Origin of the sequence: Companilactobacillus allii (assembly GCF_001971585.1) — a bacterium.
GTDB classification, from domain to species: domain Bacteria; phylum Bacillota; class Bacilli; order Lactobacillales; family Lactobacillaceae; genus Companilactobacillus; species Companilactobacillus allii.
Genome location: NZ_CP019323.1, coordinates 456,754 through 479,161, shown reverse-complemented (window position 1 = coordinate 479,161; position 22,408 = coordinate 456,754). Strand labels below are relative to the sequence as shown.

Sequence of the window (22,408 nt, the reverse complement as noted above, 5' to 3'; positions counted from 1 at the left end):
TTTGCGGTGAAAACGCATGACAAAACGAAACTTCCTCCGTTTAGTTCAAAAAAGCCCAGCATTTACTTTCGTAAATGTTGGACTTTTTAGTACTATACTCGAAAGCTGGACGCGTTTTGTCATGTTCTGACTTTTGTTAATGTTCATTTAAAAGCCAATCGATTATATTTATAATTGGGATTCCATCAATATTATCAAATTCGTAGTGTTGTTGTGTGATGACAATCTTTTTGTAATTATCCGGTATTTGTAATAGATTGTCGGTTTCATGCGAGTTTTTAGGTAGTTCGTAAGTTACTTGAATGTATATAGTTTCGTCAGTTTTTCTAGCAATAAAGTCGATTTCCTTAGTGTCTAGCTTGCCAACTGAGACTCTAAAGCCGCGTCTTAGAAGTTCAATGTAGACAATATTTTCAAGTTGATTACTGTAGTTGCCATCACGTCTTTCAACAGCTAAACGTCTCAACCCAGAATCAACCACAAAATATTTTCCAGAGGTTTTTAAGTATTGTCTACCACGCAAGTCATATTGTTGAGCACGGTAAAATAAAAACGCGTTTTCTAATAAGCCTAAATATCTAGATATAGTGTGTGGACTGATATCTAAACCATTCGATTTTAACGTATTAGCAATTTTTGTAGGCTGAATCAATTGTCCTGTATTATCGGATAGAAATCCTACGAGTGACCTAAGTGCAACTAGATCCCTAATATTACCTCGCATTGAAACATCGTTTAACAACACTGCGTCATATATTCCTTTTAAAATCTGGTCTTTAACGGCCTCATTTGCGAGTACAACTGCTGGGAAACCACCATAGCGTGTATACTCATTAAAGGCAGAATCAACTTTGCGTGAATCTGTGGGTATATTCTTTGCTTCGAGAAATTCTGGAAAGGAGAGTGGGAATATTGGAATCTCCACATATCTTCCACTTAACAATGTTGCTAGTTCACCTGATAACATGTTTGCATTAGATCCTGTAACAACAATGTCACAGTTGAAACTAACACGTATACCGTTAATTAGGCGTTGCCATCCATCAACATTTTGAATTTCATCAAGTAAGATATACATTTTCCCATTTTCTTTTAGTTTTGCATCAAAAATGGTACGTAATTGTTTCTCAGTTCTTATTAATTGCATCTTATAGTCTTCAAAATTGATATAAATAATATGATCTTCGGGTACGTTATGTTGAAGTAACCAGTCTCTGTATAACATCATCAGTACTGATTTTCCGGAACGACGAACACCAGTTATTATTTCTATTACATCAGTATCTTTGAATGAAATTAATTGATTTAAATAATTCGGTCTGTGAATTAACATAATTGTACCTCCTAAATGCATTATACTGCATTTTGAAGGGAAAATAAGTTGAAAATGCATCATACTGCATTTTAAAGACAAAGTAAGACTAGAATGCAGTATGATGCATTTTGCTAAAAACTATAACCATCAAAAAAGAGTTCACCTTGAAGTGAACTCCTTTTTTTATACATGTTTATGATTGATCTCAAATCCAGCAATACCAATTAAAACAATAAATCCAATTAATGTAATTAAAGCATTTTGTTGATCACCAGTTTGAGGGAATTTCTTTGAACCACTGTTCATATATTCTCCAGATGATTCAGAGTTTCCAGATTGTCCTGAATTTACATTGTCAGGAGAACCTGTGGAAGGATTCTCTGTAGATGACCCACCACTTGATTCTTGATCATTATCATTATTTTCATTTGGTTCTTCGGGTTCGCCAGGAATGACAGGTTCACTAGGTTCACCGGGTTCTTCGGGTTCACCAGGGATAACGGGTTTCTCAGGTTCGCTAGGTTCTTCAGGCTCACCAGGGATAACAGGCTTTTCAGGTTCGCTAGGTTCTTCAGGTTCACCAGGGATAACAGGTTTCTCAGGTTCACCAGGAATAACAGGTTTCTCAGGTTCACCGGGTTCTTCAGGCTCACCAGGAATAACAGGTTTCTCAGGTTCGCTAGGTTCTTCAGGTTCTATTGGTTCCTCTGGCTCGGAAGGTTCTTCGGGTTCAGAAGGTTCAGTAGTAGTAGGTGTCTTTTCATCTTTAGCACTAAGTTCTACAACTTTACCTTTTTCAACAGAGAATTCAATAGGTTCTTTATTGATTTCATAGCCATCCGGAGCTTTAACTTCTGTCAAAGTATATTGTCCATCAGGTAAATTATCAATGAGTATTTGACCATTAGAATCGGTAGTATAGTCGTTACCGATCACTGAACCGTCACTGTTTTTAAGCTCATAGACGGCGTCTTTCAAAGGTGTACCGTTGGAATCAGTTTTGAGGAATTTTACATCACCAAAATCTTCTTCGGTTTCAATAGGATTATCATCTTGTTCAACTTCGACAGTTTGATCTTTTGTAACGGTGAATGGAATCAATTCAGTTGAAAGCTCGTATCCTTCAGGAGCTTTGGTTTCTCTAAAGGAATAATCACCAGCTTTTAAGCCATTGACGACGATTCTTCCTTCGGAATTAGTAACTAGGTTACTTTGAATAACATTGCCACTAGAATCCAATAATTCAAACTCTGCGCCAGGTAATACCTGTGTTAGATCCGCAGATTTCTTGTTGAGAACTACATTACCAGTATCCGGTTCTTCGACTGGAGGGACGGTAGTAGTTTCTGGAATATCTTCTTGACTCAAGTTAATTGTTTGATTATTGGCTGCTCCAGAAATAGCAAAACTAATAGGTGTGGTATTCAATTCATAACCTTCAGGAGCTTTAACTTCTGTTAAAGTATAGTTTCCGACAGGTATATCATGAATGGCTAATTGACCATTCTCGTCAACAGTAGCTTCACTTATTAATACATTTCCTTCACTATTCTTTAGTTCGTAGACAGCTCCAGCCAATCCTTGACCGGAGGAGTTGATCTTTTGTAATACAACGTTTCCTAAGGCGTTAGTACCAGTACCGGAACCAGAACCACCATATTGAACGTTGCTACTTACGTCCCCAGTCAATTGATCTGATGTTAAAGAAGCATTGTTTTGCCAAACATTGTCAATTGATGGATCGACGTTGATCAATACTCTAAATGTTAAGTCAACGGCTGATGAAACATTACCAAAGTGGAATTGAAGATCACTCCCATTTTGAGTAACAGTTGGACTTAGAACACCACCGTCAGGAATGAAGTTACCAGTGTTGTTATATCCACCAGTGGGTGCATAAGCAGATCCTTCAACATATTTCTGATTAGGTCCTAGATTATCATGTATAACGACATTAGATAGGTTTTCACTTCTTGGGTTAAAAGCTATATTCCAAACAATATATTTGGGAAGGCCGTTTTCATCGTAATCATATAACCAACCAACTTTGTTAATATTCCAATCTAGATAGCCGGGATTATCGCTATCGGTGTTGGTACCATTAACGTGGAAATTCAAATGTCCACTTCTATCTATTGTTGTTGAAGATAAGACATTGTTGAATGTAATAGTACCGGTCTTAGAACCAGCTTTGATAGAGAATGTACCAATTTGGACATTGTCTTCATTGTACATAGGTACATTGTTCAAGTCAGCTGTTGGTGCTATGGAACTTGGTAACTCAAAAGTTGCTGTATCACCGACTTTTATAGGTACACCATCAGCAATGGACCAATTATAAGTTACATTGTAATTATTCCAAGTATAAAGTGGATCACTACTTGAAATGGGATTGCCATTTGGATCATAAATGATTGCATCGTTTGCCCCCAAACCAGATACATCAATACTACTTTCTGGTTGGGTATTTGTGTTAGTAGCTGCTTTTACAATTCCAGAATTAGGAACTATCCAAGCTAGAAGAGCTACTAGAATTGCAACCATGCTGATCAAAAAGGACGTCCTTTTGATTCTCATGATTAACATCTCCCTTAGTAAATAAATGCCCTTATTTGATTCACCATGAATTATAGTTCCTTACAACACTAGTATCTAGAAATTAGCCCAATTATTAATTTATGCTTGATATATAAGCGGTTATTATATATACCAATTTAAAAAATAGTAAAAAAATTGACTGAGAATAATTTCTCAGTCAATATATTTTTGATATTTTATGGTAAATCGTTACCTGCAGCGAAGTAAATATCATACCATTCTTGTTTGGTTAGATCGATATCTGCACCTTTTGCACTATCAGCAATATGCTCGGGATTCATTGTTCCGATAATAACTTGCATATTTGCAGGATGTCTCAAGATCCAAGCTGTAGCGATACCGTTTTTGGATACGCCATACTTGTCAGATAGATCTTGTAATTTCTTGTTCAATTCTGGGAATTTATCGTTGTTGATAAATACACCTTCGAACATTCCATATTGGAAAGGTGACCATGCTTGAATGGTAACACCCATACGTCTAGAGAATTCAAGAATACCACCATCATGGTTGATAGAACGTGTATCAGCCATATTTGTATGCATTCCAAAATCAATCATTCCTGTATGCATGATACTGAATTGTAATTGATTAACTAGTAGTCTTTGGTCGACAGCTTCTTGTACCATCAAATATTGTTGAGGGTTGAAGTTTGAAACACCAAAATGACGAACTTTTCCTGATTTTTGTAATTCATCAAATGCTTCAGCAACTTCTTCTGGTTCCATTAATGGATCTGGTCTGTGAAGTAAAAATGAATCCAAATAGTCAACGCCTAAACGTTCTAGAGATCCATCAACAGCATCTAATAGATGTTGTTTGGAGAAGTCATAACGAACACCAGAGACAATTCCACCTTTGGATTGAATATAGAGGTCGTCACGCTTAACACTAGTCTTCTTCATAGCCTCACCGAAGATTTTTTCGGAATCTCCGCCACCATAAATATCAGCAGCATCAATGAAGTTAATGCCACTATTATAAGCAGTGTCGATTGATTTTGCTGCTTCATCAGAAGTTAATGCGTTCATACGCATAATGCCCAAACCAACAGCAGAAGTTTCCCAACTTGTTTCACCAATATTACGTTGTTTCATTCTGTTTCCTCCTTCAGTTAATAACAAGTCTATTATCGTAGTTACTGGAAGGCTAGTCAATTAATTAGTGAAAGGGATTTCACAAAATATGATTTTATATATCTAAAATGGATTTTGCATTTGTAAAATATAGTTATAAATACGCTTGGAATAGCCAGCTTGATCAAAATTACGTCTTATTTTGGATTTTAAATCAGACAAATTGTCTGTAATTATTCCATCGACATCTAGAAACATCATTTGACTCATAGCCGAAGTATCATTGACTGTCCAAGCGTATACTTTCTTATTTATCGCATGTGCTCCATCAACAAAACTAGAATTCAAAGTGGTGTATTCCATTGTAAATCCATCAGCATCACTTATAGGAACCCCAGTTAGATTGAATGACAATATGTAGTCGGCAGGGACATTTGGCATGTCCTTTTTACTTTGTTCGATGTAGCTGTATTTCAAAGAATGTACCATATCACCATTTTTTTTCAGTTGGTGGCCATATTTCTTGGCAAAATTCTCTACAAACTCATCACTATTGCCTCGGACCGGTTTGTATTCAACGAGTAGTTTTTGGTGAAGTTTAGTTGCCGTAGCAAGATAGTCGTCAAAACTAGCAATGTGCGCGCTTTTACCATTCTCATGGATCACTACTGACTGTAATTGTGCCAGAGTCATTTGACTAGGGCGCTTATTTATTCCAGCCAGAGCTTTAAGAGTGTTGTCGTGATAAACCACATATTGGTGATCTTTTGTTTCTTGAATATCCATTTCAATATAGGAAGGTTTTAATTTAGAAGTGAGTTTGAGTGCTGCGATGGAATTCTGGACACCATTTTTATCGTCAACACCACGATGAGAAATAGTAGCAGGACGTTCCATCAACCATCCTTTAAAGTACATTGTGTCGTAACTCATAAAACTGAATATGGTGGCTACTGCCAAAATCATCCAGAACCATTTGTGAGAACGATTCTTGCGAGGATTATAAACATATTGGGTTTTTGTTTCACTAAGAATTAGGAGTGCTGACATTGAAGTGGCATATAGGCTGATCAAAATATTGATGAATTGGACTAAGGTCAAATTAACAATGGCAATTGGAAAACTAACGGTAGATATGTGATCAAAGCCCCATTGACCAGCTAGGATGATCCCGAATAATAGATATGAGAACACCGTTATAACGATAAAAATATAAAGAAAAGTGACCAGATAATGGATGGTTCTATTTCTAGTCATACTCCAACTTTGATGTATTGCGTTTTTAATTCTTCGATTGTCAAAAATCATTAGTGGGAGGACAAATAGCCAGCGAACACCAATGTAGAAAATAGCTAGATAAATAATAACTAGTGCAATTCCAAATGGTAAGTGTTCCGTAAAGAGCCAATCTAAAAGGAATTCTGGAACTTTTACTTTGCTCAGTAAATTAGATGAGAAGCCAATCCCGGCAAAAGGCGTGATAATCAGAAAGTATAACAAAAAGAATCCAAAAGCCTTGAATGGTAAACTCGTGATTTCTTTGAAAATAGTCTTTAAATAATCTCTCCAACGCAAGTTTGCCTGAGATTTAATGGCCTGAAAACTGATTAGTACTAGCGCAAATTGACTGAATACTAATAATAATATCAATAATAAAATCACTATTAATCCTATAAATACCAAGGGTCGCTTGGTGAGGATACTTAGTAAGTTAGTGTATGAGACATACTTGATGCCGCCAAGTGCAAGCACCCAATTTGTTAGAACGCTTAAGGCTGGTACCAGGATAAAATTAATAATCAATTGAACAAGAATAATAACCTGACTGTATTTCCAGAAATATCGCCAAAAATTACTATTTTGCTCTTTAAAAAGTCGAAAACTCCCCATATTCAATCCCCCGATAATTCTAATTACTTTGATAATAATACTAGAGAGGGATGAATTTGTAATTATTAATATTAATTAACGAATTATTTTCTGGATCAAAGAATACATTTCTTCAATGTAGTCAGTGATATGTTTTCATGATAATTGTTCTGTAAATAATCTTGAATCTCTGATACTTTTTCGTGATGTTTTGATAAAGCTTTGATAAAGATCTTAGCGTCATCAGTTAATTGACTTCTGGGGGAGTTAGTTTTTCTAAAGTCACCTTTGAATTCTAAGGAAGTCGAATATTTATCGGTGAAATCTAGTTGTATTTTTGGTTTTGTTTCAGCTTCTATAGTCTCTACAGGTTGTTGAGTAGAGTCAACATGTTGCAGTAGTGCGTCTTTTTCTACCAGTTCATGTTGCAATGAATCAATCGTTAAAACCAGATCAGCGGTGACAGTTTTGTATTGTTGAACTTTTTGTTCATAATATTTGGTTCTGGAAAGTAGGGTGTCGAGCTCTTTTTTTGTCCAAACAATGGCGTCATTGCTTAGACTCAAATATCCCAAATTATCGTTTTCGTGAACTTGAATAGGTTTTATCGGTCCGGTGGGATCTACTTCAAAAGTGTGGTAGGGAATATTCCTAAAATAGGCCTTAGTGTGTTGGGTATAGGCTTTAGTGGTGCCATGAATGTTGTTTTTAACATCATCAATAAAAGAAGAGATTATTTTTATTATCTTTTCTTTATCCTTGTAGTGAATTATTAGTATTGGGATATCATTTTTACTACAATAGTTGAGTCTGGCGGTTCCATTGGCACTTAGTCTCCTCAAAGCATCTTGTGCACTGTCGGTATTATTTTTGGCTTTATAATGTTGTGAACCATTATATTCAATTATTGCCAAAAATCCGTTGATATTTAATGCGAAATCAACAGGTAATAAGACGTTTTCTGTTTTGCTTATCAGATTGGAAAAAGTTCGTTCCCTATCAAAAAGAATGTGCATGTTATTCAAAATTCCAATAATCTGTGATTCTGGCTCTGACGGTTGCTCCATGATGAATCCTCCTCGAATAATCTAATTTTATTTTATAAGAGGTAGTTTAAATTCGTCTAATTTAAACGCTTGGAATTGGCGTAGAAAACGTTTGAATATATATTGTTGTTTAGATTTATTAAAATATATTGTAATGTTCGTTTTAAGTGATGATAATATCTTGATGTGTTGACAGTTTTATAAGCTGTTGATAGAATTAGGTTGTATTCAAAGCATCAAAAAGAGGGATGCGTGAACATCCCCCAGATAGCCCGTTTAAGACGGTGGCTTAATTATATTTTGAAACAGTAGACCGATAAACTCGCCAAAGTTATCAGCGGTCTACTTTTTTAATGTCTTGATAAATACACGCCACGCTTTTACTAGTAAAATCATAGATTCTAGCAAAATAGAACTTGTTAGAATAATACCTGTGAATTTTACGATCAAAGACGTAACGATATCTAGACCCGTAGTAGGCTACCCCCTTCATTTTGATGTGAACCACTTAGGCAAATTACACCATAAGCACCACCAGCCTTTCAGAAATAGCCACCGCCTTAACTTGCTACCAGTTAATATTATCTAATAGATGAATATCTATTAATAGTTATTTATCTAAATCTTAAGGTAATAAAAGTACTGATTATTTATATTGTCCAAGACACAAAAAAACTGACATATCGAAGTATTAAACTTCAATAATATCAGCTAAGTGTTATATGATGGGTGGCCAGGGGATCGAACCCTGGACCCACGGATTAAGAGTCCGTTGCTCTGCCAGCTGAGCTAGCCACCCATTTGTTAGATGTGTTGAATCAATCAACGAGATATATAATACCATACGAATAAAATAGTAAGCAAGTACTTTTTTAAAAAGTTTATTAAAAAAGTATAAAAAGTAGGTTATTTCTAGATTTCCACTTCAATAATGGGATTATTTGATGGGATTTTTAAAAAATCAGGGAATATTTTATATTTTCATTTTTAAGCTTATTTTACGTCTATTTTGTTTTAATAGGATATAACTAGTATAATGGTTACGTCAGGAGAGATAATATGGCAAAAAAAATTCTAGTAGTAGATGATGAAAAACCTATTTCCGATATTGTTAAGTATAATTTGGAAAATGAAGGATATGAAGTCATAACAGCTTTTGACGGTCAGGAAGCATTGGACAAAGTAGAAGCAGATGATCCAGATCTTATTTTACTCGATTTGATGCTACCAGTTATTGACGGTCTAGAAGTGGCTAGAACTGTAAGAAAGACAAAAGATACACCGATTATTATGTTGACCGCTAAAGATACCGAAATTGATAAGGTTATTGGTTTGGAACTTGGGGCTGATGACTATGTAACTAAACCCTTTTCTAATCGTGAATTAGTTGCTCGTGTAAAAGCTCGGTTAAGATCTCAAAGAAACGCACATAACGATGATAATAAGAATAGTGAGATCAAGATTGGTGATTTAACTATTCTACCCGAAGCTTATACTGTAACTAAAAATGGTAAAGAAATCGAATTAACTCACCGTGAGTTTGAATTATTGTATTACTTAGCTCAACACATTGGTCAAGTAATGAAACGTGAACACTTACTTCAAACAGTTTGGGGTTATGACTACTTTGGAGACGTAAGAACTGTGGATGTCACGGTTCGTCGTCTTCGTGAAAAAATTGAAAATAATCCTAGTCAGCCGGAATGGCTTATGACTAGACGTGGTGTGGGCTACTACCTCAGGGATCCTGATGCAGAAGTCTAACACTTTAAACTGACTCTTAATACGAGCCAGTTTTTTTGTTATCTCTAAAGCTGTATAATGTAGTGTATATATTGCAATTTATAGGTGGAAATATTTTGAAAAATAGATTCGTGTTTTTACATTCGATTAATTTCAAAATCGGATTATCTTTTATTTTAATTTTGATCGTCACAATTGAAATAATTGGGGCTTATTTCGTACGTCAATTGGAAGAACAAAATGTTAGTCAGTTTGAAGACTCAGTCGTCGTTCCAGCATATGACCTTAATCAAATTTCAACGAATTTAACTGATAATGATGACAAAACTAGAACTAACGTCAGCAACGTTATCCAAGACTTTGCTAGAAATGACTCCAATATTACTGATATTCAAGTGGTTGATCGTAATGGTATTATCGTTGGAACTAAGGATGTTGATAAATCTACTATCGTTGGGACCAAAACGATGAAGGACCAAATCAAACAGAGTATTAGTAGTGATAAGAAAATAACCCAGATATATTATGATAAGGGGACTGGTAGTTCATATGAATTGATCACGCCAGTTTCATCAACTGATAATAGTACTGTGGTTGGTGCTATCTACGTTCGTGCCAGCATGGAGTCAGTCTATCAGGGTATCAACAATATTATTGTTATTTTCCTTACGGCGTCTTTAGTTGCCGGTTTATTGGGAGCAATTATTGCCATTTTCATTTCTAGGGCAATCACACGACCGATTGATGAAATGAAACAACAAGCTGTGAGAATGGCTGAAGGTGACTATTCTGGACAAGTTCGTGTTTATTCACCAGATGAACTTGGACAATTGGCCATGGCTGTTAATGACCTGTCAGTCAAAGTTGAAGAGGCTACTGAGAATTCAGAGTCTGAGCGACGAAGGCTGGATAGTGTTTTGACCCAGATGTCTGATGGTGTTATTGCTACCAATCGTTTGGGTAACATAACGGTAATCAATGAAATGGCTCAGGAATTCTTGAATAAAGATGAAGATGAAGCTGATGGAAAGTCACTGGTAGAAGTTCTTGGTATTAGTGACAAAGTAAGTTTTGATCAATTATTAGAGAATCCCGATCCAATGGTTATCGAGACTAATGATAATAATGAAGACGCTGAAGATTACGATGTTAATGGCGATAATTCATTGATATTGAACGCTGATTTTTCTTTGATTCAGAGGAATAGTGGGTTTATCAGTGGTATGGTCTGTGTTTTACATGATGTCACTGAACAACAAAAGATCGATAGTGAACGTCGCCAGTTCGTTTCTAACGTTTCACATGAATTACGTACACCTTTGACAAGTATCAGTAGTTATATTGATGCTTTGAATAATGGAGCTTGGAAGGATCAAAAGCTAGCACCACAATTCTTGAACGTTACTGCAGAAGAAACAGATCGTATGATCCGTATGATTCAAGATCTATTGAGTCTTTCTAGAATGGATCAAGGTAGATCCAAGTTAGACGAGGAATTAGTTAACTTTAATGAATTCTTCTCATATATCCTTGATAGATTTGATATGATGTTGAAAAAAGAAAAAGCCGATGCTAAAGAAGACGATAAAAAAGTCGTTAAAAATTATCGTATAAAGCGTATTTTCACTAATAAAGACCTATGGGTTGAGATCGATACAGATAAGATGACTCAAGTGGTTGATAATATTATGAATAATGCCATCAAGTATTCTCCAGATGGAGGCGTTATAACGTGTCGCTTGCTTGAGACCAATAAGCATATCATCATTAGTATTTCTGATGAGGGACTAGGTATTCCTAGAAAGGATATCAAGAAAGTCTTTGATCGATTCTATCGTGTTGATAAGGCCAGATCTAGAAAACAAGGAGGTACTGGTTTAGGATTATCTATTTCCAAAGAGATCGTGGAACAACACAAAGGTAGAATTTGGGTAAATAGTGCCGAGGGTAAGGGATCAACATTTTATATTTCCTTACCATTTGACCCTAATGAGACTGGAGGAGAATGGGATGAAATTTAGCCGATTAATAGTACAAGTATTGCTAGTCATAGCAGTAGTTACAAGTATTGTCCTGTCCTTTTTCATTTGGACCAATACTGCCCGTTATCAGCGTGGAAGAAATATCGATGTTACAACAACTGAATCGGATAAAAATAAGATACCGATCGATCAAGTAATGAGTCCAACACAAGTTATTTGGCAAAATGGTACCAGTCAACATCTTATTTATAATAGTGAAGAAAATATTTCGATGAGTATGCAAAAAGTTATGAAAGATTGGAATATCGGTGAGCCTAAGAAATTGTTCTCTAAAGATGGAGCTAGATATCAAAAGACGATCCAACAATCTAATGCAGTCCAACTCGTTTATCCAACGAATATTTCTGTGAAGACTTTGGGATATTTACTGGATAACTCAACGTTACGACGTTCGAGCGATTATTCCTTCAATAGAATAATTTTTACAGTCAATAATAAAAATGATAAGTACGTTTATTTGGCCAATGATAAAAACTATGCTGTGTATCGTGCTAGAGTAAAGGACGCACTATCGAAGCCCATTTTGAAGTTAGCACGTAAGGCTAATATCAACTTGGCGGTACGTTTGAATCTAATGAAACATGGTGTATTCACCTTCTATACAGAGCCCGTGAAACTAAGAACTTATTCATACGTTATGAGTGAGAAGAAGGATAGTGAGTTTACGACTTCATTGTTTGATTCTGATAGTAATGATCTAGTAACTTCAAAAGACGACGATATCTATACTTATAACTATGGTGAAACTAAGCGCCTCATTTCTGATCATACTAAAGGCGAGCTGAGCTTTTATGATTATACAGATACTTCAGTGCCAAAGGATCGTTTAGCGTTTTTCCAACGTGGTTATAATAAGGCGATAAGTTTACAAAACTCTGTATCTAATTTGCGTTTATACGACGCTGATTGGGATGACAAAGAGTTGACGTATCGGGAGTATGTCGAAGGATTCCCAATTTTTAAGAAGAGTCAATTTGGCTCCATCAAAATCAAGTTCAGTCGTAATGGAACTACAGAATCATTCTTGAATAAGATATTGGAAGTTCCAGTTCCATCTGAACAATCTGCGACTACCTTGAAGTCAACGACTTCAATATTAAAAGGATTGGAAAAAGCTGGTTATTCACCTAATGATATCCAAGATATTCAAGCTGGGTATCAATGGGAAAGTGAATCTGACAACGAGGATGTAATCGACTTAACACCAACGTACTACATTAAAATCAACGGCCACTGGAAAGCATATGTTGACTGGACAAATGATACTGCAGAGGAGGAATAACAATGGATTTTAGAAGAATTGAAGTAATATTTTTGATTGTCTTCTGTTCACTGGATATTTTCTTACTGTTGTCATTTCGTAATAGCCAACAGGTTGTCTCTAGTGGTAGCACGACGACATCAACTGTTACTGAGATGCGTAAGCGTGATATTAGCTTTGGAAAACTAGATTCGAAGTCTGGTGCTGCTTATTACTTGGGTTCTCGTCCGAATAATGATTTGGCAGAGCACATTAATAAGTTGAAGAATCAAGAACTTCAATATGATGAGACTGATCATAAGTTGGACAGTTCATTGACTGAACCAATTTCTATTACATCTAATAATAAAGAATCTAAATTGAATGCTTTTTTGAAGAAAGAATCAAATGTCTTGTATGGTACGAAATATAAGTACGCACCACAGCTTTCAAGCTCCTCACAGATAGTTTATGCACAAACTGATGATGTTGGAGAGTTGTACGATAAGACAGGACGTGTTACCTTTGAGGTCGATAATAAAAAAGTCATTGGATATACACAGACTTATGTAGACGATTTGATGATTCTTCACGAAAAAGAAGTTACTAAGAGTGAGAAGGATGTTATTTCTAACCTTTATACGAATTCTGAAATTCCTAATAACTCTCGGATCGTCTATGCAAACTTAGCTTATTCTAAGTTAACAGAGGCCAAGGGAAGTACGATTTATATTCCAGTTTGGTTTGTGACAATTCAAAATAAAGATAGCAAAGTCGATACTTTGAAAAAGGTCAACGCCTTTACAGGTAATATTATTAAGGCAACGACAACTGAGACGACAACGGGAGATAGTGACGATAGTGAGTGATGATTTAAGGGTAAGTGTGTTAGTTAGTAGCAGTTCAGGTAATGTGACTTATATTGAGACACCCAAACATCATGTTCTAGTTGATGCAGGTATGTCTGGTAAAAAGATCAAGGAATCTCTTGATAGTATCGGCAAAGATATCAATGATATTGATTCTTTGTTTGTGACCCATGAACATTCTGATCATGTTCAAGGTGTTGGAGTTTTAGCTAGACGATATGATCTGAATGTTTATGCTAATCAAAAAACTTGGGACGCTATGGCATCCAAAATTGGTAAAGTACCAGATGAAAAGAAGAACATTTTTGAACACAACAAGATCATGACTTTAGACGATTTGGATATTCAAAGTTTTGCGGTGTCACATGATGCGGCCGATCCACAGTTTTATAAGTTCTATCATAATGGCAAGACATTTGTTATCTTGACTGATACTGGTTATGTATCTGAGAAGGTGCAAAAGACTATTGAAAATGCTGATGCATATTTGATGGAGTGCAATCATGATGTGGAAATGTTACGTAACGGGATGTATCCATGGCCTTTGAAACAAAGAATCCTGAGTGAAAAGGGTCACTTGTCCAATGATGATGGTGCCAGAACTTTGATGGATGTGATCGGTAATAAGACTAAGGAGATCTACCTTGGTCATTTAAGTCCTGAAAATAATACTAAGACTGTTGCCAGAACATCAGTAACTGATATCTTGGAACAACATGACTTTGGAGTTGGACATGACTTCAAGATTATGGATACAGATCCCAAAGTTGCGGATCCGTTGATAACTTTGTAATATTTACTATAATAGAGACTGTAAAAAGTCTCTATTTTTATATAAAAAATTCAAAATTTGTTCAAAATTTAAGCTTATATTAAGGTATAAAGACTATTGGGGAAGTGATTATATAATGGATAACGATAATAACCAAAATAACGATTCTAGAATGAGCAATAATGGTAACAAGCGAGATTCTAAATCGGGTAATTCTTTGTGGAAAATTAGTTTAGTTGCGTTTATTTCAGCAATGTTAGGTGTCGGTGTGGCATTTGCAGGATTTAATTACTTCGGCAATAACTCTTCAGTGTCGAGTAGTGCTTCAAACAATGCAGCTGGGACTACTCAAGTAAGTAATAGCAAGGCCAATACCGCTACTACGATGACTGGAGCATACAAGAAGGTAAATGGCGCAGTTGTTTCTGTTATTAACTTACAAAAGCAAAAAGAACAGTCTTCTAGTGATGGGAGCCTTTCTTCAATTTTTGGAGATCTGTTTGGTGATAGTGATAGTAGTTCATCATCGGATAGCTCAGATAGTAACAGTGATTCGTCTAACAGTGACTCATCTAATAGTGATTCATCAGATAGTTCTTCATCGTCGACTAATTCAACTGATCTGCAAGAATATAGCGAAGGATCTGGTGTGATTTATTCCAAACAAAACGGTAAGGGATATATCGTAACTAATAACCACGTTGTCGAAGGCTCGGATTCTCTTGAAGTAATTCTTGAAGATGGTACAAAGTTCTCAGCTAAATTAGTTGGTAGTGATTCTACAACTGACTTGGCAGTGCTAGAAATAGATGGTAATAAAGTTCCTGCCACAGCATCATTTGGTAACTCTGATAACGTTTCACCAGGGGATCCTGTAATTGCCATTGGATCACCACTTGGAAGCCAATATGCGACAACAGTGACACAAGGTATCATCTCAGCCACTAATAGAACAGTTGAAACACAAGATCAAAACACAGGACAAGTTACTGGTGAGGCTACAGTACTTCAGACCGATGCAGCGATTAACCCTGGTAATTCTGGTGGTCCGCTAGTTAATGAGGCAGGCCAAATAGTCGGTATCAATTCAATGAAGTTGGCATCAAATACTGACGGAACCTCAGTTGAGGGGATCGGATTCGCCATACCAAGTAATGAAGTCGTTAAGATTATCAATCAATTAGTTCAAAATGGTAAGGTTGAACGTCCTTCACTTGGAATCAAAGTAGTTGATCTTGATCAAATCACTGATGATTCACAGTCTAGTTTGAAATTGCCAAGTAAGATCACTAAAGGTGTTGTAATTTACAGTACTACATCAGGCTCAGTTGCTAAGAGTGCTGGGTTAGAAAAGAATGATGTTATTGTTAAATTGGGAAACAAAACTGTAAGTTCGGTTGCTGACCTACATAGCGCTTTGTATTCGCATTCAGTCGGTGACACAGTTAGCGTTTCGTATTATCATAACGGTAAGCTCAAAACCACAAAGGTTCATTTAACTAAAAAAACTTCTTCGTAAAATGAAACGTGAAACCACGAAATACTGGTTTCACGCTTTTTTTTGAACTTTTATTGGACAAAGTGTATATATATTTCGTGTTTTTATCGCGTGAATAAAATACGTTTATCCACAGATGTGGATAACTTGTGGATAAGTGGACAAAATTTAGTTAAACTACTGTCGAAAAGTTATCCACAGTTGGTAATAACCCTGTTGATAAGACTAATTTGATTGTATAGAAGTATCATGTAATCACTGGTATAATAGACTTTTGATATGTTCCACATATTAATACAAACTTTTTATTTTTGTGTATAAGTTGAATATAAATAAAATTCGTAATTAATTAAAAAGTTTCATAGGAGAGTAGTTATGAACATAAAACTAGTAACAGTCGGTAAATTAAAGGAAAAGTATCTAAAGTCTGGAATTGCGGAATATTCTAAGCGATTGGGAGCCTTTTGTAAGTTTGAAATTGTTGAATGCCCGGATGAAAAAGCCCCCGAAAACTTAAGTGCCGCAGAAGATGTGCACGTTAAAGAAGTCGAGGGTGAAAGAATACTGTCTAAAATCAAAGACAAGGAATATGTTATTTTGTTGGATCTGCGTGGTAAAGAGTTGACCTCTGAAGAATTAGCTAAGAAAGTCGATGACTTATCCACATATGGGACTAGTGATATTACCTTTGTCATTGGTGGTTCTCTAGGCGTTAGTCCACAAGTCACTAAGCGGGCTGATTATAGTATCTGCTTTGGAAAATTCACTTTGCCACATCAGTTGATGAGACTTGTTATGACTGAACAGATCTATCGATCATTTATGATCATCAATCATAGAACTTATCATAAGTAATTAATTTTTGTAAATATCTGGTAAATCCTTTAGAAACTTAGTTCTAACTTCGTCACTGGTGATATTTACCTCGCCAAAGTGAATCCAATTTGTATTTTCAGGTTTGAGTCCAATATCGGCAAGAGTTCGGTTGATGAATACACCTTGGATTGGATCGCCAGATTCAGTTTTTAGATACTCTTTGGTTATTGTAGAAGTTGTGATTACGGTGGTCTTCTTAATATAGGTTAATAGTCCAGTCCAACCGTTGTCTTCATTGTATGCGAATCCCTTGACCATGGTTTTATCTATGAACCCTTTTAGTATTGCAGGTAGATTATGCCACCAAATTGGGAAAATAAAGATTAATTCATCAGAATCACTGATCATTTTTTGATACTTTTTAACGAGTGGATCGAAGCTTTCACCTTTGCTATAGTTACGAAGCTCTTCAGAAGATAGTACTGGATTGAATCCATCTTTATATAGATTAATTATTTGATAGTCAGCTTTTTGATTGTCGAATGTTTTTGTTAGTCTATCTAAAATGGCATGGTTGAAACTGCCATCGTATAGGTGTGAATAGATTATTGTTTTCAAAGTTATGTCTCCTTTTAGTTGATAATTGAAGTATATGTTATGCTTATCCAGTAAACAAGTACGGTAATTAAAGTGCGGTACTAACCCAAAGGAGAGTGTAATGGAAGATATTTCGAATATTAAAGATATTAAATTATCAGATACTGGCTTTGCCTATACACTGAATTTGATTGGTGGAAAATATAAAATCGTCATTTTGTATGCTTTGTCGATGAATAAGAAACCAATTAGATATAATGCTCTAAAAAGAGCAGTTGGAAGTATTTCCTTCAAGACTTTGACCAACTCTTTGAAAGAATTAGAATGTGACAAGTTGATTATTCGAAAAGAATATCCACAAGTTCCACCCAAAGTTGAATATAGTTTATCTACCCGTGGTCAGTCATTGGTTCCAGTTATGGATGCAATCTGTAATTGGGGTGTCGATGAGATGGAAAAATAGTGATTGAATACCATATATAGTGTACAAATTATTTACCATACCATATGTTCCATGTGAAACAATTGGAAAATATAATGCCAAATGAAATATCTATTTTACAATTCCTAAATCGATCATTGATTGAGCTGTCGCAATAATGGCAACGCGTGAACTACGTGGATGCCAGTCTAATATTGTGTCAGCTTTTTTATTGCTTGTTTCTGCATATTCACCAACTAATGAAGCAATCATTTTCAATTGTTGGTTACCCATTGCAGCAGTCTTGACGGCTATATTGGGAATGGTTTTCTTGGGTAATTTATTGGCATATTTAGGGAATTCTTCTCGTAAAATGTTAGCGACATCAAGCATAGACAGTGTTTCTCCGGTAGTTGCTAGGAATCTTTGATTCTTAGCTTTTGGTGAAACCATGGCCTTCAAATGTAAACTGGCCACATCCCTGACATCTACATAACCAGAATCAACATTGGGTACAGCTTTGATTTTACCCTCGAGTAATTCTTGGATCTGGATGTTTGAATGGGAATAATCCGATGCCAATACTGGGCCCATTACAGCAACTGGATTAACAGTAGCTAGTTCTAAGGAATCTTGATTCTTGATGAAATCCCAAGCTGCACGTTCCGACATTGTCTTTGATTTTTGGTAAGGATGAATTTTTTTGGAAGATAAATCTGACCAATCTTTTTCGGTATACGGTGTAGTACGATTCTTGTGGCCAGCAAAGATCGCACCATATGCTGAAGTTAAAACCACTCGTTTTACGCCAGCATTTTTGGCTGAACGTAAGACTCTTAAGACACCATCTACAGCGGGGCGAATCATCTCATCTTCATTTTTAAAATTCAAAGTTGGTGTGGGAGAAGCGGGGTGGATTACATAAGTTGCACCAGCCATGACTGCTTTCCAATTATCATCACTTGTCAGATCAGCTTCCATGAATGATAAGTTTGTAAAGTCAGTAATTCCTCCATTAGTTAACAATGTTTTGATTAGGTCGATTTTCTTGGGAGAACGAATTGTTGTGCGCACTGAGTATCCTTGTTGCAATAATTGGATAATAATGTGTGATGCGATAAAGCCACTTCCACCGGTTACTACTACTAATTTGTTTGTCATTTTAAATTCCTCTTTTTTTATTGTCGTTACACTTGTAACGTCTGTAGATGAATATTACAATGACAGTAATGTGTTTTCAAGGAAATTGAAGGCATCTGTGACAGAATGGAGAAATTGTAATGGCAGCTACCAAGCATGCACAATTAATTAAGCAGGATTCCAAAGAATATCTAGTTACGGCATTGTTGCAACTGTTGAAACATAATGACTTGAATCAAATAACTGTCAGCCAAGTAGTAAAAAAAGCTGGAGTCAGTCGAATGGCGTTTTATAGAAACTTTGATACCTTAGATGATCTATTGATTAGTTATTTTGAACCACTGATAACAGCGCAATTTGATGAAGTAAAAGAAAAGTCTTCAAAAGAGGATAAGCTAAGTAAAGTTGGCGAATTTTTCGTTAGATATGCTGATGTTCTTAAATTGTCGATTGATAGGGGATTTGAGTATATTATTCAGAATATATTTGACGATAATATGTTAGAGTTTTACGAAGGACTAAAGTTGCCTGTTGAAATAACTGCGACTCAGCATAAGTACTGGGTTAGTTTCATGAGTGCTGGAGTTTACTCTATCTGGCGAGTTTGGTTGATTAATGGGGAAGTTGAATCCCTAAGTTCAATGCATGACCTGATTGCAAAATTTCAAAATTCGACTATGAGTTCGTTAGTAAATTAGAGGAGGAATATTTACATGCCTTGGTATTTAGTAATTATCCCCGGTATTTTGGCTGGATTAGTTCAAGGACTGACAGGATTTGGTCCAGCAATAGTTTTGATGGTATTTTTACCAAGTATTTTGCCCATGGCCAAAGCAGCTGGTGTTGCTGGGATGATACCTGTTATTTCAGTTGTTATGATGGCGTATCATTATCGTCACTATATCAAGTTAAAGAGAATAGTCTGGCCGTTTATTTTATATGCAGTCGTAGCATCGTCATCGATTCATCTAGGTGGGATGATGAATGTTCAAATATCTAGAGTGTTGTTGGGATGCTTGTTGATAGCATTATCATTGTATTTTTTGTTTACACATACTTCAGCACAAAAGAAGTTCCCACTTTGGGTAGCGGTCATATTTGTATTGATATCAGGATTTTTCAGTGGCCTGTTTGGTATCGGTGGACCGTTAATGGCGTTATATTTCTTGTCATTGTCGGATTCCAAAGAAGAATATATGGCGACCGTTCAGTCTTTTTTTGTGTTTGATATGTTATTTACGTCTTCATTTAGGATTTTTAATGGAATCATAACTTTGAATGAATTACCGATTATTTTAATAGGAATAGTGGGTGCCGGAGTTGGAACTTTTGTTGCCGGCAAATTACTTGACCATATGAACTTAGAGTTAGTAAGTAAGTGTATTTATATTTTTATTGGATTAAGTGGTATTTATTATTTTGTATCTTCGTTGATGAGTATTTTGTTAAAGCTAGAAAGATTCACTATTGCATTTTAGAACATGCGTTCGTATAATGTGATTAAGGTGATAGAATGCTTTCTGATGATGAATTAAATAAGTTTTTTGCCAACTACAATGATCGTGGGATGAAGAAGTGGCAGGGGTTCTACCTCAGTGATCATACGATTAAGTGGGCCAAACAAGACAAAGAGCGAAATACCATTATTGAGATACTTCCGCAACAAAGTGAAGAAGAGATAGGACAGATATTGTTCAATTCCTTTAGTAGTGGATTAACAGTGATCGTTCAAGAGAACAATCTTGACTTAGAGGGGAAAATACCGTGTGAAATTGACGGAAATGTACTCGGATATAATGAAGAATCCGTAATGGTCAATGAAACAAAGGTCAAACTTGATAATATTAGAAACGTGAGAACGGTAGGCGATAGAAGTGTATGATTACAAAAATGAACCACGCAGATTGATATTTGCCATTGATAACAAGTCATTTTATGCAAGCTGTGAATGTGTCGAACTGGGAATCAATCCACTTGAAGCAGTACTAGTCGTGATGTCGAGGGCAGATAATACCGGCAGTGGATTGGTACTAGCAACTTCTCCAATGGCGAAGAAAAAATACGGCATTAAGAATAATGTTTCGCACGGATGTGACTTACCGATGTTAAAAGAAATGATAATTGTCCCACCTCGGATGAACTTGTACATACATCGTAACTTACAGATCAATAATATCTTCAGAGAATATGTCGCTGACGAAGATCTACATCCATATTCAATTGATGAGAGTATTTTGGATCTGACCAAGTCTTGGAGGTTATTTGGCAAGACACCTTTTGATGTCGCTAGAAGGATTCAAAGGGAAGTTAGAGATAAATTGGGCTTGTATACGACCGTTGGTATTGGAGATAATCCATTGCTGGCCAAATTAGCACTAGACAATGAAGCCAAGCACAATGAGAGTTTCATGGCATATTGGTCCTATCAAAATGTACCGGATAAGGTTTGGAAGATCGATAACTTAACTGACTTTTGGGGAGTGAACAAAAGAACAGAAAAACGCTTGAACAAATTAGGTATCTATACGATAAAAGAATTGGCCAGTTATGATCCTTACTGGTTAAAAAAAGAATTCGGCGTCGTTGGTGAACAACTTTTCGCACATTCTTGGGGAGTGGATCGGTCAATATTAACGCAAAAGTTCCACGCTAAGTCTAAGTCATTTGGTAATTCACAAGTATTGCCACGGGATTACACTAAACAACGTGATATTGAAATTGTCATAAGAGAAATAGGTGAGCAGGTGGCATCACGTATCCGTTCAAGACATAAGATGGCACGAAATATCCATTTATATGTCGGGTTTGGTTTCAATCAGATCAGTGATAAAAGTGGGTTTGGTAAGTCTAAGAAAATTGAAGCCACTAATTTGAATAAAGATATTGTAGCGCAGTTATTGTTGATGTTTAGAGAGCTATATAACGGTGAAATAGTTAGGAATATCAGTGTCAGTGTTGGAGATCTAACTGATGATAATGACCTGCAGCTGGATATTTTCCAAAAGGCAGATAAACAGATCAAGGCACACGACTTGGATTATTTGGTCGATGATATTCGTAAACGTTTTGGTTTCAATTCACTGATCAAGGCTAGTTCACTTTTGGATGCTGGAACTGCTAAAAGTCGAGCTTCACTAGTTGGTGGGCATAGTGGTGGCAATGCTTATGATTGATTTAGAGCGTAATAACACATGGGCAATTTTCGAGCATTAACTTAAATATTCCTAGTAATCACATCGTGATTGCTAGGAATATTTAAATTAAGCGGAAAAAATTATGTGTTATTACGCGTTTGCGAAGCAAACAAGTAGAAAGAATATCGAAATGTGTCTTGAACTTTAGCGGAAAAAGCCATGCGTTATTAGA

19 protein-coding genes and 1 tRNA gene are annotated in these 22,408 nt (G+C 35.9%); 12 read left to right on the top strand and 8 right to left on the bottom strand.

Features of this window, described 5'->3' with window-relative positions; all coding sequences use genetic code 11:
• Nucleotides 1–136: 136 nt before the first annotated feature.
• The 6 genes from BTM29_RS02295 to BTM29_RS02270 form a co-directional block, all read right to left on the bottom strand.
• Nucleotides 137–1,333, bottom strand: coding sequence for an ATP-binding protein (locus BTM29_RS02295; RefSeq protein ID WP_076613959.1), 1,197 nt, complete (start codon nucleotides 1,331–1,333; stop codon nucleotides 137–139).
• A 165-nt stretch (nucleotides 1,334–1,498) separates the two neighbouring features.
• Complete coding sequence (locus BTM29_RS02290) at nucleotides 1,499–3,892, bottom strand: LPXTG cell wall anchor domain-containing protein (RefSeq protein WP_076613958.1); 2,394 nt, start codon at nucleotides 3,890–3,892, stop codon at nucleotides 1,499–1,501.
• Nucleotides 3,893–4,089: 197 nt separating this feature from the next.
• Nucleotides 4,090–5,010 carry an aldo/keto reductase gene (locus BTM29_RS02285; protein WP_076613957.1) on the bottom strand — a complete coding sequence of 307 codons (921 nt, stop codon included), beginning with the start codon at nucleotides 5,008–5,010 and terminating at the stop codon, nucleotides 4,090–4,092.
• Between the two features lie 102 nt (nucleotides 5,011–5,112).
• Nucleotides 5,113–6,879: a glycerophosphoryl diester phosphodiesterase membrane domain-containing protein gene (locus tag BTM29_RS02280; protein WP_076613956.1), complete on the bottom strand. Its 1,767-nt coding sequence runs from the start codon at nucleotides 6,877–6,879 to the stop codon at nucleotides 5,113–5,115.
• A gap of 95 nt (nucleotides 6,880–6,974) precedes the next feature.
• Nucleotides 6,975–7,925, bottom strand: a complete 951-nt coding sequence (locus tag BTM29_RS02275; RefSeq protein WP_076613955.1) for a hypothetical protein — start codon at nucleotides 7,923–7,925, stop codon at nucleotides 6,975–6,977.
• Between the two features lie 705 nt (nucleotides 7,926–8,630).
• Nucleotides 8,631–8,703 (bottom strand) — tRNA-Lys (locus BTM29_RS02270).
• A gap of 260 nt (nucleotides 8,704–8,963) precedes the next feature.
• Between BTM29_RS02270 and yycF the strand changes: the two genes are divergently transcribed.
• The 7 genes from yycF to rlmH all read left to right on the top strand — a co-directional run bounded on the left by yycF (nucleotide 8,964) and on the right by rlmH (nucleotide 16,923).
• Nucleotides 8,964–9,668, top strand: coding sequence for a response regulator YycF (gene yycF / locus BTM29_RS02265; protein ID WP_076613954.1), 705 nt, complete (start codon nucleotides 8,964–8,966; stop codon nucleotides 9,666–9,668).
• 95 nt (nucleotides 9,669–9,763) lie between these two features.
• Nucleotides 9,764–11,668 carry a cell wall metabolism sensor histidine kinase WalK gene (walK, locus tag BTM29_RS02260; protein WP_076613953.1) on the top strand — a complete coding sequence of 635 codons (1,905 nt, stop codon included), beginning with the start codon at nucleotides 9,764–9,766 and terminating at the stop codon, nucleotides 11,666–11,668.
• Nucleotides 11,658–12,971, top strand: a complete 1,314-nt coding sequence (locus BTM29_RS02255; RefSeq protein WP_076613952.1) for a YycH family regulatory protein — start codon at nucleotides 11,658–11,660, stop codon at nucleotides 12,969–12,971. The genes walK and BTM29_RS02255 overlap by 11 nt, the downstream gene beginning before the upstream one ends.
• Nucleotides 12,972–12,973: 2 nt before the next feature.
• Nucleotides 12,974–13,798, top strand: a complete 825-nt coding sequence (locus BTM29_RS02250; RefSeq protein ID WP_076613951.1) for a two-component system regulatory protein YycI — start codon at nucleotides 12,974–12,976, stop codon at nucleotides 13,796–13,798.
• The gene (locus tag BTM29_RS02245) at nucleotides 13,788–14,591 is read left to right on the top strand and encodes an MBL fold metallo-hydrolase (RefSeq protein WP_083686012.1); all 804 of its coding nucleotides are present in this window, start codon (nucleotides 13,788–13,790) and stop codon (nucleotides 14,589–14,591) included. The genes BTM29_RS02250 and BTM29_RS02245 overlap by 11 nt, the downstream gene beginning before the upstream one ends.
• A gap of 115 nt (nucleotides 14,592–14,706) precedes the next feature.
• The gene (locus BTM29_RS02240; RefSeq protein ID WP_083685899.1) at nucleotides 14,707–16,089 is read left to right on the top strand and encodes a S1C family serine protease; all 1,383 of its coding nucleotides are present in this window, start codon (nucleotides 14,707–14,709) and stop codon (nucleotides 16,087–16,089) included.
• 354 nt (nucleotides 16,090–16,443) lie between these two features.
• Nucleotides 16,444–16,923 carry a 23S rRNA (pseudouridine(1915)-N(3))-methyltransferase RlmH gene (gene rlmH / locus BTM29_RS02235; protein ID WP_076613949.1) on the top strand — a complete coding sequence of 160 codons (480 nt, stop codon included), beginning with the start codon at nucleotides 16,444–16,446 and terminating at the stop codon, nucleotides 16,921–16,923.
• On the opposite strand, the gene BTM29_RS02230 is transcribed toward rlmH, so the two are convergent.
• Entirely contained in the window at nucleotides 16,924–17,502 is a 579-nt protein-coding gene (locus BTM29_RS02230; protein WP_076613948.1) for an NAD(P)H-dependent oxidoreductase, read from the bottom strand. It lies immediately after the preceding gene.
• 100 nt (nucleotides 17,503–17,602) lie between these two features.
• Here BTM29_RS02230 and BTM29_RS02225 point away from each other — a divergent pair, with 100 nt between their 5' ends.
• A complete protein-coding gene (locus tag BTM29_RS02225; protein WP_076613947.1) occupies nucleotides 17,603–17,944 on the top strand; it encodes a winged helix-turn-helix transcriptional regulator in 342 nt (113 codons plus the stop codon).
• 90 nt (nucleotides 17,945–18,034) lie between these two features.
• Here the strand turns inward: BTM29_RS02225 and BTM29_RS02220 are convergent, their stop codons facing one another.
• On the bottom strand, nucleotides 18,035–19,063 hold the full coding sequence (locus BTM29_RS02220; RefSeq protein ID WP_076613946.1) for an SDR family oxidoreductase: 1,029 nt from the start codon (nucleotides 19,061–19,063) through the stop codon (nucleotides 18,035–18,037).
• Nucleotides 19,064–19,182: 119 nt separating this feature from the next.
• Here BTM29_RS02220 and BTM29_RS02215 point away from each other — a divergent pair, with 119 nt between their 5' ends.
• Genes BTM29_RS02215 through BTM29_RS02200 form a run of 4 tightly spaced genes read left to right on the top strand, consistent with a single transcriptional unit; the run spans nucleotide 19,183 to nucleotide 22,215 of the window.
• Complete coding sequence (locus BTM29_RS02215) at nucleotides 19,183–19,740, top strand: TetR/AcrR family transcriptional regulator (RefSeq protein WP_076613945.1); 558 nt, start codon at nucleotides 19,183–19,185, stop codon at nucleotides 19,738–19,740.
• 15 nt (nucleotides 19,741–19,755) lie between these two features.
• On the top strand, nucleotides 19,756–20,520 hold the full coding sequence (locus BTM29_RS02210; protein WP_076613944.1) for a sulfite exporter TauE/SafE family protein: 765 nt from the start codon (nucleotides 19,756–19,758) through the stop codon (nucleotides 20,518–20,520).
• Nucleotides 20,521–20,555: 35 nt separating this feature from the next.
• Nucleotides 20,556–20,924 carry a hypothetical protein gene (locus BTM29_RS02205; protein ID WP_076613943.1) on the top strand — a complete coding sequence of 123 codons (369 nt, stop codon included), beginning with the start codon at nucleotides 20,556–20,558 and terminating at the stop codon, nucleotides 20,922–20,924.
• Nucleotides 20,917–22,215 carry a Y-family DNA polymerase gene (locus tag BTM29_RS02200; protein WP_076613942.1) on the top strand — a complete coding sequence of 433 codons (1,299 nt, stop codon included), beginning with the start codon at nucleotides 20,917–20,919 and terminating at the stop codon, nucleotides 22,213–22,215. The genes BTM29_RS02205 and BTM29_RS02200 overlap by 8 nt, the downstream gene beginning before the upstream one ends.
• The last annotated feature ends 193 nt before the right edge of the window (nucleotides 22,216–22,408 follow it).